Origin of the sequence: Actinotignum stranguriae (genome assembly GCF_051265215.1) — a bacterium.
GTDB lineage: Bacteria > Actinomycetota > Actinomycetes > Actinomycetales > Actinomycetaceae > Actinotignum > Actinotignum schaalii_C.
This window is the reverse complement of the sequence record NZ_JBOZCJ010000004.1, coordinates 24204-39011: the sequence shown is the minus strand read 5'-3', so window position 1 is coordinate 39011 and position 14808 is coordinate 24204. Positions and strand designations below refer to the sequence as shown.

The 14808-nt window shown below is 62.1% G+C and carries 10 protein-coding genes; 7 read left to right on the top strand and 3 right to left on the bottom strand.

Annotated features, from left to right (window positions below; genetic code table 11):
* Positions 1–96: 96 nt before the first annotated feature.
* The 3 genes from ACRQEG_RS02670 to ACRQEG_RS02660 all read right to left on the bottom strand — a co-directional run bounded on the left by ACRQEG_RS02670 (position 97) and on the right by ACRQEG_RS02660 (position 4490).
* Entirely contained in the window at positions 97–1506 is a 1410-nt protein-coding gene (locus tag ACRQEG_RS02670; RefSeq protein ID WP_320757410.1) for an AI-2E family transporter, read from the bottom strand.
* Between the two features lie 195 nt (positions 1507–1701).
* Positions 1702–3000, bottom strand: a complete 1299-nt coding sequence (locus ACRQEG_RS02665) for an MFS transporter (RefSeq protein ID WP_320757409.1) — start codon at positions 2998–3000, stop codon at positions 1702–1704.
* Positions 2997–4490, bottom strand: coding sequence for a CCA tRNA nucleotidyltransferase (locus ACRQEG_RS02660; RefSeq protein ID WP_435733773.1), 1494 nt, complete (start codon positions 4488–4490; stop codon positions 2997–2999). Before ACRQEG_RS02660 ends, ACRQEG_RS02665 begins: the two co-directional genes overlap by 4 nt.
* A 36-nt stretch (positions 4491–4526) precedes the next feature.
* Here ACRQEG_RS02660 and ACRQEG_RS02655 point away from each other — a divergent pair, with 36 nt between their 5' ends.
* From ACRQEG_RS02655 to ACRQEG_RS02625, 7 genes are all read left to right on the top strand, one after another.
* Positions 4527–5066, top strand: coding sequence for an NUDIX hydrolase (locus ACRQEG_RS02655; RefSeq protein ID WP_081637277.1), 540 nt, complete (start codon positions 4527–4529; stop codon positions 5064–5066).
* Positions 5063–7603 (top strand): DUF6049 family protein, encoded by a 2541-nt coding sequence (locus tag ACRQEG_RS02650; protein WP_435733772.1) that lies wholly within the window; start codon positions 5063–5065, stop codon positions 7601–7603. Before ACRQEG_RS02655 ends, ACRQEG_RS02650 begins: the two co-directional genes overlap by 4 nt.
* Before the next feature lie 36 nt (positions 7604–7639).
* Positions 7640–10240 carry a protein kinase family protein gene (locus tag ACRQEG_RS02645; protein WP_320757407.1) on the top strand — a complete coding sequence of 867 codons (2601 nt, stop codon included), beginning with the start codon at positions 7640–7642 and terminating at the stop codon, positions 10238–10240.
* 136 nt (positions 10241–10376) lie between these two features.
* The gene (trxB, locus tag ACRQEG_RS02640; RefSeq protein ID WP_320757406.1) at positions 10377–11351 is read left to right on the top strand and encodes a thioredoxin-disulfide reductase; all 975 of its coding nucleotides are present in this window, start codon (positions 10377–10379) and stop codon (positions 11349–11351) included.
* A gap of 175 nt (positions 11352–11526) precedes the next feature.
* Positions 11527–12111: a YbbN family protein gene (locus ACRQEG_RS02635; RefSeq protein ID WP_320757405.1), complete on the top strand. Its 585-nt coding sequence runs from the start codon at positions 11527–11529 to the stop codon at positions 12109–12111.
* Between the two features lie 236 nt (positions 12112–12347).
* Positions 12348–13631: an aminotransferase-like domain-containing protein gene (locus tag ACRQEG_RS02630; RefSeq protein WP_320757404.1), complete on the top strand. Its 1284-nt coding sequence runs from the start codon at positions 12348–12350 to the stop codon at positions 13629–13631.
* A 27-nt stretch (positions 13632–13658) separates the two neighbouring features.
* Entirely contained in the window at positions 13659–14678 is a 1020-nt protein-coding gene (locus ACRQEG_RS02625; protein WP_435730773.1) for a D-alanine--D-alanine ligase family protein, read from the top strand.
* The last annotated feature ends 130 nt before the right edge of the window (positions 14679–14808 follow it).

The window sequence follows — 14808 nt, the reverse complement described above, 5'->3', positions numbered from 1 at the left end:
CGCGCTCGTGGCTAACCCGCGTGGCCCAAGCTACCCGCAACGCCTGCGACCCGCCGCCCCGCACTGAACCGGAGTTGCGCGGCGCCGCAACCGCAGCTACCCGCGGATCCCTTTCTTACGACGCCGCGAAATCTTCCGCAGGTCCCGCATCTTGGTTCGCACCTCCGAATCCCGCGAGGTGAAATCACGATAAATTTCCCGCACCGGTTCATCAAGATCGTAAACGCCGCGATCGGCGCGCGTTTCCGCATTCGATTCGGGCACGAGGAAAGCCTCCACCCAGCGCGAACGCGAAGAAGAATCCACGAAAATCGCCTTGATAAACAGGGTGAGCGGAACAGCAAGAATAGTTCCGAGTGGCCCGAGCACCACCGCCCAGAACAGCAGCGACAGGAACGTGACGGTAGTGGATAGTCCCACCGCATCTCCCACGATCTTCGGCTGCAGCACGCCCTGAATCGTGACATTAAGGAAGGTGAAAATCACCAGAATCCACAGCGCGGTGGCCGGCCCACTATCCACCAGGCCCATGAGCGCCGGAGGGATCACACCGAGGATGAAACCAATATTCGGGATGTAATTCGTAACAAAGGTCCACAGCGCCCAGGCCAGTGCCAGCGGAATCCCCAGCCACATCATGACGAAATAATTGAGGGTGGATACCAGCAACCCGAAGAGGGTGGCCACCAGCCAGTATTGGCGCACCCGCCCCTCGAAGGAGGCCAGGGCACGGTAGAGATCCGGATCGTGATCGCGCACGATCCGGGCGCGCGCCGGCACGGACAGCGTGTCGATCGTGATGAAGAAAATCGCGAGCGCCAGCACAAACATGAGACTCCCCACGCTCATGAGTGCCCCGGACGCCTGGCTGAGCAGCGAAATAATCGTGTCCATATTGAGCACGTCAGCCAGGCGCTGGCTGAGCTGATCGGTGCTGAGCCCCAGGCTTTCCAGCCAGGTCATGGTGTCCTGGAAGAGCTTGGTGAATTTATCTTCGTAGCTCATGAGGGTGCGTGGCAGCCCGGCCAGGGACCACGCCGTCAAACCCACCACCGCGAGGAGCACCACCACAATAATGGAGACGGTCAGCGTTCCGGACAGCCACCGCGGCACGCGGTGGCGCAGCAGCAGGCGGTGTATCGGGCGCACCGTCAGCACCAGGGTGAGGGCCAGGAACACCGGCCCCACAAAATCGTGAATGAGGTAGAGACCCACGCAGACGATGGTGAGGAGCGCCGCCGCGTGCAGCAGCTTCACCCCGAAATCCCCGCCGCTACTCCCGTCCGCGCCGCGGCCGGCCTCCGAGTTCCCGGAGCCGCTTTGTTCACCGCTGCCGGAATTCTCCGCATCGCCTGCCCGTACTAAGGTCGACGACGCTGCCCCTCCGGCGCTCTCCTCACCGCCACTATCGCTACCCGCCCGGGAGCCAGCAACCTGGGTGGGCAGGGTGTTAATAGCCTGAGCGATACGATCACGTGGAATATCACCTGGTCGAGTGGCGGCCATAGGATCCTCCGTCCTGGTGGGAGTCCCGGTGGCGGATGCGCGCCGGGTCATTTACTTCTTATCTTGCCAGTTTTCCGCGCCCCGCACGGAGGTCCCGCGCCCCCAGAAAAGTACCGCGCGGGCCGCGGTGGCGTCGTCGTACCGAAAATGTGGCGCCCAGGGTGGAACCGCCGCGGTGCAGCCGAAGCGCTCCGGCTAGAGCTCGACCGGGGTGGGCCGCCCGCCGCTGGAACGCATGAACAGCGCGTAAGAGCCGGCCACGCACCAGACCATGACGATGAGGGCGAGCTGCACCTCGCGCGACCACCCCATGGTCGGCAATACAAGGATCGCCACCCCGGCCGCAATGCATTCGGAAATATTGAACAGGACATCGTAAATGGAGAAAGCGCGGCCGCGGAAAGCATCCGCGGTATCGGATTGCACGATGGTATCGACGGCGATTTTGGCGCCCTGCACCCCGATCCCGAAAATAAACAGCCCGACCATCACCCAGGTCAGGTTCGTGGTGACCGCGATGATCGCCTGCCCGGCGGTGCCGCCCACCAAGGCGCACACCACCCACCAGCTTGGGCTCATGCGTTCGTGGGCGAGGGGCGTGAGGATAATCGACATCCCGTGCCCCAGCACCATCATGCCCAGCAGCATGCCGAAGTAGGCGATGCCGGCATCGGCATTGGCCGGGTCGGCGTAGAGATTACGGCCGGCCAGCACGATGGTGATGAACTGCATTCCGTAAACGAAACGGTGCAGGGACATGGTGGCAAGAGCCGCGGCCGGGGTGCGCCGGGCAATAAGGTAGCGCAGCGCCGCCACCAGGTCACGCGCCGCCGCCACAAGTGCGGTGCCGAAAGAACCGCGCGGGCGGGTGTGTGGACCCAGCTCATCGCGCCCCAGCAGACTCGCTACCCCCGATCCGCCCAGGTAGAGCACCAGTGCGCACACCAGCGCCCCCACTTTTTGCATCGCTTCCCCGGGTAGCGCCAAACGCAGGAAGAACGCCAGAATCGCGCCCAGCGCGGTAGAGGCACCCCCGAGGGTCGGCACCAGGGAATTCGCCACGAGGAGCCGCTCGCGCGATTCCACCACGTTCGGCAGCCCCGCGCTCATGCACGCCAGCAGAATCCGGTTGAGCCCGAGGGTGACAAGAGCTAGCACATAGGTGAGCCACACGATATTGGCCAGGGTGGTGACCACCAGCGCCACCGTGAGCCCAGCCCGGATCTGGTTGCCGTACACCAGGATCTGACGGCGGCGCCACCGATCAATAAAAGGGCCGGTAAAAGGCCCGACCAGGGAGAAAGGCAACAGTAGCACCACGAGGGAGAGCGCCACCCCGTGCACATCCGCGCTCGCGGCCGGGTTGAAGAAGAAGAGCGAGGCCAAGCCGATTTGGAACATGCCGTCCCCGCATTGGGTGACGAGCCGAACCGAGAGCAGTTTGAGAAATCCCCGCGAACGGGCCAGGGAGCGCAGATCGCCAACGAGTTTCACTGAGCGTCCCACCATTCCAGCAGGCGCTTTTCGGCTTCCTCCACGCCCAGCGGGCCTTCGTCCAGGCGTAGGGAGAGCAGGTACTGGCGGGCTTTGCCCACCTGCGGGCCCGGCTGGAGGCCCAGCAATTCCATAATGCGGGTACCGTCAATATCGGGGCGCACCGCTTCGAGTTCCTCGCGTTCACGCAGCTCAATAATGCGGCGTTCCAGTTCGTCATTCGCGGCGTACAGGCGCGCCACCCGGCGCCGATTCTGGGAGGTGATATCGGCGCGGATAAGGCGCAGCAGGCGCGGGAGGAGCTCCCCGGCATCGCGCACGAAACGCCGCACCGCGCTATCGGTCCAGTCGTGTTCGCCAAATCCGAAAGCCCGCAGGTGCAGCTCGACGAGGCGCGCCACGCTTTTCGTCGTCGTTTTATCAAAACGCAGTTCACGCATGCGCGCACGGGTCATTTTCGCGCCCACCACATCGTGGTGGCGGAAAGTCACCGAGCCGTCACGTTCGAAACGGCGGGTGGCCGGCTTGCCAATATCGTGGAAAAGCGCGGCCAGGCGCAGGATGAGATCGGGACCGGGCACTTCCTCGTCTTCCAAGGCGATGGCGTTATCCACCACCTGGAGGGTGTGCTGGTACACGTCCTTGTGGCGGTGCTGGGCGTCCACGGTATCGGTAAGCGCGGCGATTTCGGGAAGCACGCGCTCGGCCACCCCGGTGTGCACAAGGAGCTCAATACCGCGGCGCGGGGCCGGAGCTGTCATGAGGCGCTCCACTTCGGCGCGGATGCGTTCCTGGGAGACAATCTCGAGGCGCTCGGCGTAATCTTCCATCGCCCGCATAACATCCGGAGCCACATCGAAACGCAGCTGCGCCGCGAAGCGCGCGGCCCGCATAATCCGCAGCGGATCATCATCGAAGGACTGCGCGGCCGTGACGGGGGTGCGCAGCTGTCCGGCGAGGAGGTCGGCCACCCCGCCACAGGGATCCACCAGTTCCAGGCTGGGCAGCCGCACCGCCATCGCATTGACGGTGAAATCGCGCCGGGTGAGATCACCTTCGAGGTTGTCACCGAAATCCACATCGGGTTTGCGCGAACCGATGGTGTACGTATCGGAGCGGTACGTTGTTACTTCGACGACGACGTCACCGCGCCGCGCCCCCACCGTGCCAAATTCACGCCCGATATCCCAGGTGGTTCCCCACTGGGCCAGCAGTTTTTCGGTGGTTTCCGGGCGCGCCGAGGTTGTCAAATCGAAGTCATGAATGGGGGCACCGAGGAAAGCGTCACGAACCGGGCCGCCCACGAGGGCCAATTCTTCGCCGTGATCTGAGAAGATAGAAGCTAGTTGCAAGATGTCGTCCGGGAGATTCGCCAGGGCGCGCTGGCCTGCCAGGAGCAGGAGAGCGCGGCGCTGGCCCGGAGGCATATCGTCCGTTGTTGGAGTCTTCGGAGTCTGTTGAGAAGTGGTCACCCTTAAAGGTTGCCACATCCGGGGGCTCTGACCGTTAGTTGTAGTGTTAGAGGTATGTCGAAGTCAGCACCGTTGCCCTCCAAGTTCGGGGGCCGTAGATCCTGGAGGCGCGCCGCTGCCGTGCACCAGGCCTCTGCGCGGCGCCATTCACTTCCGGTGGTGAACGAAACGAGTGCGGGGGGAATTGTGATCGGGGTGCGCGGCGGGAAGGCCTATGTGGCCGTTATTGCGCGGCGCAACCGCGGCGGGCGGCTGGAGTGGTGCCTCCCCAAGGGGCACCTGGAAGGTAATGAAACGCCCGAAGAAGCCGCCGTGCGGGAAATTGCGGAGGAAACCGGGATTACCGGGCGGGTGCTCATGCATTTAGCCACCATTGATTACTGGTTCTCCGGCACCAACCATCGCGTCCATAAAGTTGTCCACCACTTTTTATTGGAGGGGATCACCGGGCATATCACCGTTGATAACGACCCGGATCACGAAGCCGAAAAAGCCGAGTGGGTGCGCCTTGATCGGGTGGCATCCCGGCTCGCCTACCCCAATGAACGCCGTATCGTGGCCTCGGCCCGCGCGATTCTCGCGGGGGAGGAATGATGTGGCGGGGTGCGCTTGCCGGGGCTGTGGCTGCCTGGGTGCCGCTGAGCGCTTGGGTGCCGCTAGGCGCGCAAGCCCTGCCCGCGCAGGTTCTACCCGCGCGCCCGGCGGCCGCGCCCAGCGTGGACATCGTGGACGTAGGCGCCCCGGTTCTCGGTAAGGATGCCACCCTCACGCTCACCGCTACCGTGACGAATTCCACCACGGAAACCCGTCATCTCAATTCGGTCTCGCTCTATATCCAGCGCTATGTACCCTCCTCGCGCAGCGCGGTGCTGAGCTTCATGCGCGCGGAGCCCGCCGGCCTGGCCCTCTACGACACCCTCACCCCCGATGCGGATCTTGCACCCGGAACCTCCACCCGCGTCACCTTTTCTGTTCCCCGGGAGCGGATTCCCGCCGAGTGGGGGCCGCGCGGGGTCCAGGTGAGTGCCGTGGTGGATGGGGAAACGGCAACGGACCGTAGTTTTATTGTCACCGCTCCCGGCGACGACGCCGCGCCTGTCCCCATCAGTGCAATTGTGCCGGTCACGCGCTCCCTGAGCGATGTGAGCAGAACCCCGGCCCTCGAGGAGCAGGTCTACGCCAGTCTCACCGCACCCGCGCCCGGGGCCAGCCCGCAACCGCAGCCCTCGGCACCGGTGCCCTCAGCTCCGGCCGGCGCGGCCACTCCTTCGCCCACCGCACCTTCCGCCACCTCGGGAAGCCTCGCCGTACCGAGTGTCACCTCAGCTTCCGACCCGGCCGCGAGCGCCGCGTCATCCGCGCCGGCGGCATCCCAGGGGGCGAGTGCCCCGGCTGCGCCGTCGGCCCCGGGCACCGCACCTAGTTCTTCACCAACGGCTTCGGCTCCAAGTTCCGCATCGCAGGCCGAGCGGCTACCCCACCGCTTGAGCACCCTGGAGTATTTTGCCCACCCTGGTGTGAGTGCCGCCGTCGATCCGCTTCTTATCGGGGGCGATCCGGAGCGGGCCGCGCTGCGCAATTTTGAATCTGCGGCCGGGACCAGCGTGTTCTTCGGTTTGGGCGCGGACGTGGATGCCGCGGCGCTCACCCATGCCGGGCGTGCGGATAAGCTCGCCCTGGCACGGCAAGACGCGGTGCAGGCGGCACAGGCTTCCGGCTTCGCGGCGCGTTCGGATATTGCGGTGACAGCGCTGGGTGCGGACCGGGCCACCGCGCGGGCGCTGCGCGATGCGGGAGTCGCGGCGCTCATCACCACCGATGTGGATGCGACGCACGCCTCCTGGCTCAGCCCGAGCGGGCGGGTGAATATTCCGCTCGATGCCGAGGGGAATAAAACGTGTTCTTTGAGCGAAACTCGCGGTGCCGGCGCGGAAGCCGCGGGCCTTGCGGATGCGGATTCCGGAACCGCCACAAACGAAGCGGCGGATTCGGGTGAAATTGCAACGGGTCCGGATGAAGCCGCGGCACTGCGTGCGGACGGCGTGCTCTCCGCCCTGGTGCAGGGATATCTGCCCAGCTCAGATGAGGCAAATGTACTAGCCTCCGGAGGTGGGGAAGGTTTGCCGGAAGCCGCCGGGAGCCGCCTCTCCGCCATTGATGCCCGCCAAACGGCCCTCGCGCTCTCGGCAGCAACCTACCGGGAACTACCCGCCGCACCGCGCGCCCAAGTGGTGCTGGTGGACCGGCCTGAAAGTGCTGCGCTGGCGCGAGCCGGTGCTTTGCCGGATCGCGATATCGGGGCCGCGCTCGGGGCGCTCACAAGCGCACCGTGGTTAGCGCCCACCGCGGCCGGTGATCTTCTTGAGAAACCGGCGGCCGGGTGCGCCCAGCTTCCCGAGGAGCGCGTGCTGCCCGGGGAGATTTCCGCGACGCAGCTGGCCCGGGGTGATGCGCACGTCACCACAATTTCCACCACGGCCGCTCTTACTCCGCGACCCGCAGATATCACCGGGCCGGTCACCCATCACGCCGCGCAACTGGCCGGGGTGGCGCTACGCGACCACCACGAGCAACGCGAGGAACTTGCCGCGCAGCTCGCCCAGCTGGCCGAGGAGATGGCCGGTGCCGTCACGGTCCAGCCCTCCTCCACGATCAATATCATTTCGGAAAGCGCGGATCTGCCCGTGCACGTGCATAATTCCCTTCCCGTTCCGGTGGGCGCGGTGGTGGAATTGCGCGCCGAAGATTTCCGCATCGTGCCCTCCGATCCCGTTGCGGCAACGATTCCGCCCGCTGCCTCGGTGACGGTGGCGGTGCCGGTACAGGCTTCCGGCTCGGGGAATGTCACGGTGACGGCCGCGGTGACCGATCCGGTGGGTACGCCGATCGGCGCGGTGCAGGATATTAATGTGCGGGTGCGCGCCGGGTGGGAAACCACGGGGACGTATATTATTGGCGCGCTGCTCGCGGTGCTCCTGCTCGGTGGGATCGCGCGCAGCCTGCGCAGCGGGCGGCGGTCGGGCGGCGTCGATCCTGAAAAACATCTCCACAATTTACGTGAGGCTAGCGCGGCGGAAGAAGCCGGGCCGCGCGCCGTCGATAAACTGCGCGAGGAACACGAAATACCATAGGAGTAATGTGGCCGCGAGGCACGGCAAGGAGGAACTGTGAGCGCCATCGGAACCAGGGGCATGACTCTCGCCGGTCGCTACCGCCTGGAGAATTTGTACGAGGAGCAACTCGATATTGCGGGTACCGAGCAGTGGTACGCCGTGGATGATGCGCTTGGCACCGCGGTGCGGGTACTGCTCATCGGGGATATTCCCACGCGTGCGGATGCGCTGGATGCGGCACGGCGCACCGGGCTGCTCGACGACGCGCATATTGTGCGCACGCTTTCCGTCGGCGAAAATTTCGTGGTGAGCGAGATCCCGCTGGGCACTTCGCTCACCGGCTATGTGCACGGGGAAGGTTTCGCGCCCGAGCAAGGCAAGGCAGTGGTGTGTGAACTCGCCGCGATTCTCACCCAGGTTTCCGGGCGCGGTATGCGGCATTTACGCATCACGCCTTCGCGGGTGCGGGTGGGCGATGCCGGGGATGTGTACCTGGACGGCATCGGTATTGACGCTGCTCTGGCCGGTGCGCGCACGGATGAATACGATCCGGCCAGTCTCAATAACGCCGAGGCCGCTGACCTGGTGCTGTTCTTGGCAACTTTGCTCGAAGGCACGCAGGCGGACGAAACGACGCTCGAGGCGCTGGCGCGCGATGATTCGCTGCCCGAGGATATCCGAGAAGTGTTCCGGCGCACCCTTTCCCCCGAACGCCTGCTTTCCCCCGGGGAAGTACTGCGCAGCCTCGTCCCGTTCAACCGGCCTGACCTGCGTGAATTCCCCACTCCGGTGCTAGTGGCGCCGCAGCTTCCCGGCGGCGGGGATTCCCGTTTCGGTTTCGATCCGCTGGGCGGGCATGTCCGCGGGGGCGCGATTGGCCGCGTCACCTTGGGCTCCAGTCACGTTTCCTTCGGCGCCGCTGATTCTGAGCACGACGACGCCGCAGCTGCCACCGGTGCATCTGACGTGGCAGGTAACTTCGGCGCCAGTGACTTCAGCGAGCCGTCCGCGACCGATATCGTTCCCGGAATTGACGAAAGCGTGCACGCCGGAGAAGAAGCACCAGAAAACAAGGACGTTTCAGCCGGCGATCTTTCTGAAACTGATGATCGGTCCGACGATACTGGTGAGCCAGCCGAAACCGGCGAACCAACCGAAGCTAATGAGACTCCCGTTGCTCCCTCTGCCGCATCGGCTTCTTCCGCTATCGGAGCCCAGGAATTGGACCCCGAGGGCGTTTCCGGGGCGAATTTCGAGGGTGATATCGATACCGAATTAGGTATTACCGCAGCTCCGGAAGTAGAACTCCACCCGCAGTGGGTATCACCGGAAGAATTCCGCGACGAAGAAACCGAGGTAAACACTGCTTACCATAACCGGGGCGAAACGCAAACTGAGGTAACTCCCGCAGTCCACAGCGATAGCCACAGTGGTCACGATGGCGCTGGCGGCGGCGCTCAGGATGCTGCAACACCGCGATTCCAACCGCATTTCCCCTCGTTACGCGAAGCGGAACGTGAGCTGGAAGAATGGGAGCGCGAGGCTGCGGAACACGAAGCTGCCGAACGGGCCCGTGCTGAGCGCGAAGCCGCACAATATGAACACGCAGAAAGTGAAGCCGCTGCCCAGGAACGCGATCATGATGCCGCACCCACGGTTTCCTTAAACAGTGTTCACAGTGCAGCGAGCCCGCAGCGTCGTTCCATTATGAGCGCTGGCGACGCCGACGAAACCGGAGCATTCCAGGGGACCGATATATCCCCGAGACGTCCAGCGGCAACCACACCCGCAGCCGCGGCCGCCGCAACCACCCGAGCAGCATCCGCTACCTCTCATCACTCTGCCCCGGCCGCGCCCCGTATTCACCCGATTTCCGAGGCCGCGCGCGCGAGCGGAGCGCCGGCAAAAGTTGCCGCCCGCACCCGCGGAGATCGCAAGCCGGCCACCCGGCCACCCGCTCCTTCGCGGCCGATTATCACCGACGAGGAAAATGGGCGGGATCTCGGATCGCGTATCTTCGACTCCTCCAAGCTCATCGTTGCGGGCGCCATTGCCCTGGTCGCAGTGGCTTTGTACTTTGCTGTGACCACTTTCTTCCGGCCCATGGACGTGTCCACCCGGCCGCCGGTTATTTCTGCCGCGCCCACGGCTTCGGCCAATCCGCAGGCTTCGGAAGGTCAGGGTGCCCAGCCGAGTGCGGGCGCCACGCCCAGCTCCACAACGCCGCAGATTATTTCAGCGAATCTTCTTAACCCGCAGAAGAGTGAAGCTGACGAAGACTACCCGCAGACGCTTCCACTCGCCATCGATAAGAATCCGGCGACGGAATGGGCCAGCTGGGAATACCTGCGAAATCCAAAATTTGGCTTGCTCAAAGAGGGGATGGGGATAGAGCTGCGGCTGGCGAAGCCGTCCACCGTCAAGGAAGTTACTTTACAGCTGAGCGGCCAGGGTGGACACGTACAGTGGCGTGATACCACCGCGGATCAGCCCAGCGGCGGCACCGTTGTGAACGAAGGCCCCATGAGCGCGAAAACAACACTTACTGCACCGACGCCGGTAAACAGTGATCACGTGGTGCTGTGGTTCACGGAGCTGCCCAAGAATGCAGCGGGGCAGTTCAAGCTGCAGATTTCCGAAATCACCGTGAAGTAAGCGGTGTTTACAGTCGGTGTTTACAACCGGTTGGGAATAGCTGCACATCCCGGGACGTTGTACCCAATGATGTGCCCGATGGGAGCGGTGTGCTCGCGCAACGCGGCACAATCACTCGTAAAAACACAGGAGAAATATGACCGAGAGCGATATTCGTGACGTCATCATCGTCGGATCCGGACCGGCGGGCTGGACCGCTGCGCTGTACACCGCACGCGCGGGCCTCAAGCCGCTGGTAATCGGCGGTGCCATTGATGCCGGCGGCGCACTTATGACCACCACCGAGGTGGAAAACTACCCGGGTTTCCCGGATGGAATCTTCGGCCCTGACCTTATGGCTAATATGCAGCAGCAGGCCGAAAAATTCGGTGCCGAAATGGAGTACGACGACGCCCTCTCCATGGACCTGAGCGGCGATGTCAAGATCGTGCGAACTGAGGAATCCGAATTCCGGGCCCGTACGGTTATCCTGGCCCTCGGATCGGCCTACAAGAAGCTCGGTCTGGATGGCGAGACCATGTTCGCCTCCCGCGGGGTTTCCTATTGCGCCACCTGTGATGGCTTCTTCTTCAAAGACCAGGAAATTGCCGTGGTAGGCGGCGGGGATAGCGCCGTGACGGATGCTCTTTTCCTTACCCGCTTCGCCACCAAGGTGCATGTGATCCACCGGCGCGACGAGCTGCGCGCCTCGAAGATTATGGCGGACCGCCTCCTGGCCAACCCCAAGATCGTGATGCACTGGAATAGTGAAGTCACGGATATTCGTGGGGAAGACGGCGGGTCCATGAACGCTATTACTCTCCACAACAACGTGACCGGAGAAGATTCGAATCTCGATGTGACCGGCCTTTTCGTGGCCATCGGTCATCTTCCGCGTACGAAAATTCTCGATGGGCAGCTTAAATTGGACGACGACGGCTATATCGTCGTCAACCACCCGCACACCGAAACCTCGGTTCCCGGAGTTTTCGCCTGCGGGGATGTCGTGGATCGGTACTACCGCCAGGCTATTTCCGCAGCCGGCACCGGGTGCCGGGCGGCTCTCGATGCGGAACGCTACCTCGAAAACCTCGCGGCCCAGCAGGCTGCCGCAGGTGGGAGCGCGGCGTAACTCTTGTGATGGGAGCGCTACGGGACTCCCGTGGTGAGAATTCCGCGTAATCCAGGGCGGGTACCGCTTATTTCTTTATTTCGAACCGGCGAGGTGGATTTCTGATCTGCCTCGCCGGTTCGCGTTTAGAATGGTGGAGCTAGAGTTTCTACCCGCTAGGCCGGAAGGAGGAACCGTGCCCGGGTATCGACCTGAGGTTCCTACGTTGCTGCTCTACACGGCTTCGTGGGTTCCCTATGATCGGCCAATGCGCGTGATTTTCGAGGAGAGCGTCGTCGACCTTCATCGTTTCATACCGGACGTAAGCTTCGACGCGTGGTGCGTCAACCTGGATATTCTTACCCAGCCACCCGTGGGCCCGCGGCGCGGTTACGAAACCGCTGCTGCCGGAGCTGATCCCGATAGCCAGTACGTGCTACCAGGTGGCGCTCCGGAGCATCAGATCGATTTTTCTGAGCTCTCCGCGCAAGTAACCCACGCAATCCAGCACGCCCTGGGTTATGGAGGTATTGATCCCGCCGAAGGTGAGCCTGTGAGTAGTTGCCCCGCGAATGCCGGTTCCGCGAATGCCGGTTCCGCCGATACTCGCGCGTCGAATCCGTGGGACGACGTCGCTGCTTTTATTCCGCGGCTCGAATGTCTGCCGACCCTGCTTCTTGTGCACCAGGGCAAGGAATATGCGCGCTTTGCGGGGCTTGTACCTAAACTTGAGATCCGCGCTGAACTTCTGGCACAACTCCCGGGCCTCGGGGACTCGTGAAACTCGCCAAACTCGCGGGATCCGAATAAGCGCGGTGCTGACAGGCACCTTTCTTTGCGGGTACGCTACTACCCCATAGGGCTCACACGCCCGGACTGCGGTAGCTCCGCGGTAATCCCGCGATGATCCCCGCAATGGCCTCGCGATTGAGTGATGCGTGAAGCACACCGGCGGACATTGTTTTATCGCGGCCCCGAGCGTGGCACACTTAGTGTGTTAAAAGAGAAGGAGAACGTATGGGCGAGCAGCACGCCGGTCCCGGATTTACCAGACTTGATCCATGGTACAATGTCTATGCTGATCGAGCTTTAGGAATGAAGCAATCTGAGGTTCGTCAGCTTTTCGCGGTTGCAAATCGCCCAGAAGTTGTGTCTCTCGCAGGGGGAATGCCTAATATTAGCGGGCTACCTTTAGACTTCCTCGCGGAAATGACCGCACGGCTCATCCGTAATAACGGGGCTAAAATGCTACAGTACGGCGGCGGCCAGGGCACCGAAGAACTGCGTGAAATGATCGTGGAGGTTATGCGACCCGAAGGTATTCGCGCCCACCCGGACGACATTAATATTACGACCGGCAGCCAGCAGGCCCTCGATCTTGTTTCCCAAATCTTCATTAACCCGGGTGATGTTGTTATTGCCGAAGCGCCTTCTTATGTTGGGGCCTTGGGAACTTTCCGTGCGTACCAAGCGCATGTGGTGCACGTAGACATGGATGCCAATGGCCTGATTCCCGAGCAGCTTGAGGAAACAATCAAGGATCTGGAGGCCGTCGGAAAGCCAATTAAGTTCCTGTACACCATTCCTAATTTCCATAATCCTGCCGGTGTGAGTCAATCTGAGGAACGCCGCCGGCGTATTGCCGAAATCTGCGATAAGCACCATGTTCTTATCGTGGAAGATAATCCCTATGGTCTGCTTGGCTTTGACGGTGATCCCATTCCTGCCATCCAAACCTTCAACCCGGATGGTGTTGTGTACCTGGGATCTTTCTCCAAGACCTTCGCACCGGGGTTCCGGGTGGGCTGGGCGCTGGCACCGGCTGCGCTGAGTGCGCGTCTTACCCTCGCCGCGGAAAATGCGATCCTGTGCCCGACCACTTTTGGTCAGCTCGCTATCGCGGAGTATCTGCGTACCTATGATTGGTACCAACAGGTCAAGGAATACCGCGGTATGTACGCCGAGCGGGGCCAGGCCATGCAGGCTGCGCTCGAGAAATACATGCCCATGTGCACCTGGAATAAGCCGCGCGGTGGCTTCTATACCTGGGTCAAATTACCCGGCGGCCTGAACGCGCATGAAATGCTTCCCCGCGCTGTGAAGAACCTCGTGGCGTACGTTTCCGGAACTGCCTTCTTCGCCGACGGCCAGGGTAATGACCATATGCGCCTGTCTTTCTGCTACCCCACCCCGGAACGCATTACCGAGGGCGTGCGCAGGCTTGGCGAAGTTATTAGCCAAGAAAATGATCTAGTCCAAATGTTCGGCGTGGATGATTCCTCGCCACAGGCAACGAAGTAATTCGATTGCTATCGGTTCTCATCACTGATGAGTAGAGTGAAGTCCGGAGGGAAAATGGACAATATTCTGACCGTTGCTATTCTTGCCGGTGGTCTCACGCACGAACGCGATGTATCGCTGAGTTCGGGGCGTCGGGTCGCCACGCTCCTGCGGGAAGCGGGCGCGCAGGTCAAGGTTCTCGATGTTGATGCAACCTTGCTCCAGCGCCTCAACTCCATGAATCCTACGGTGGTCTGGCCCTTGGTGCACGGCGCAACCGGAGAAGATGGAGCTCTTCAAGATCTGCTTTCTCTCAGCGGGTACCGTTTTGTAGGGTCGACGGCGAACGCCGCCCGTATCGCCTCTAATAAAACGGTCGCACAATCGCTTTTGCGCCACGCCGGGCTTGCTGTTCCCTGGTCGGTTAGCTTCCCGGAAGCTCTTTTCCGTGAAGTCGGGGTCGCGCCTATTCTTGATCTGCTTGGGGAACGCTATGAGTTCCCGCTGGTGGTGAAGCCGAATTTGGGCGGATCAGCGCTGGGAGTAACTATCGTTGATAAGCCGGGGGACCTCCCCCGGGCAATGGTCGATTGCTTCGCTTACGGGGAAGAAGCGCATGTCGAAACCTTTATCGACGGAACTGAGGTTTCTGTTTCGATTATTGATGGAGCCGATGGACCTATCGCGCTTCCTCCGGTCGAAATTGAAACCGATGGGCCGTATGATTACGACGCGCGCTACTTCGCCGGTCGTGCTAAGTACTATGTACCGGCTCGTCTTTCTGATGAGGAAAAGACTCGGGTTGCCGAGGCCGCACTCACAGCACATACCACTCTTCGACTTCGCGATGTGTCCCGAATCGACCTGATCCTGAAAGATGGTACTCCATACGTCATCGATGTTAATATTGCACCGGGAATGACGGAGACGTCGCTACTTCCCCAAGCCGTCGAAGCATATGCACGGGAAAATGGGACCAGCCCCGAATCGCTTTACCTGCAAATTCTGCACCGCGCAGCAAATCGAGACACCAGCGAACCGGAGGATCTCCCCGATATGGCGAAGTAGCGCGCATAGCAACTTCAGGAGAATCCCCAAGCAGCGGGCAATGTTTCACGTGAAACATTGCCCGCTTTTGTTTCTTAGATCAAGAAGAATCCTAGACCAAGGCTCGTACACGCCAAAATTTCGGTTTCAG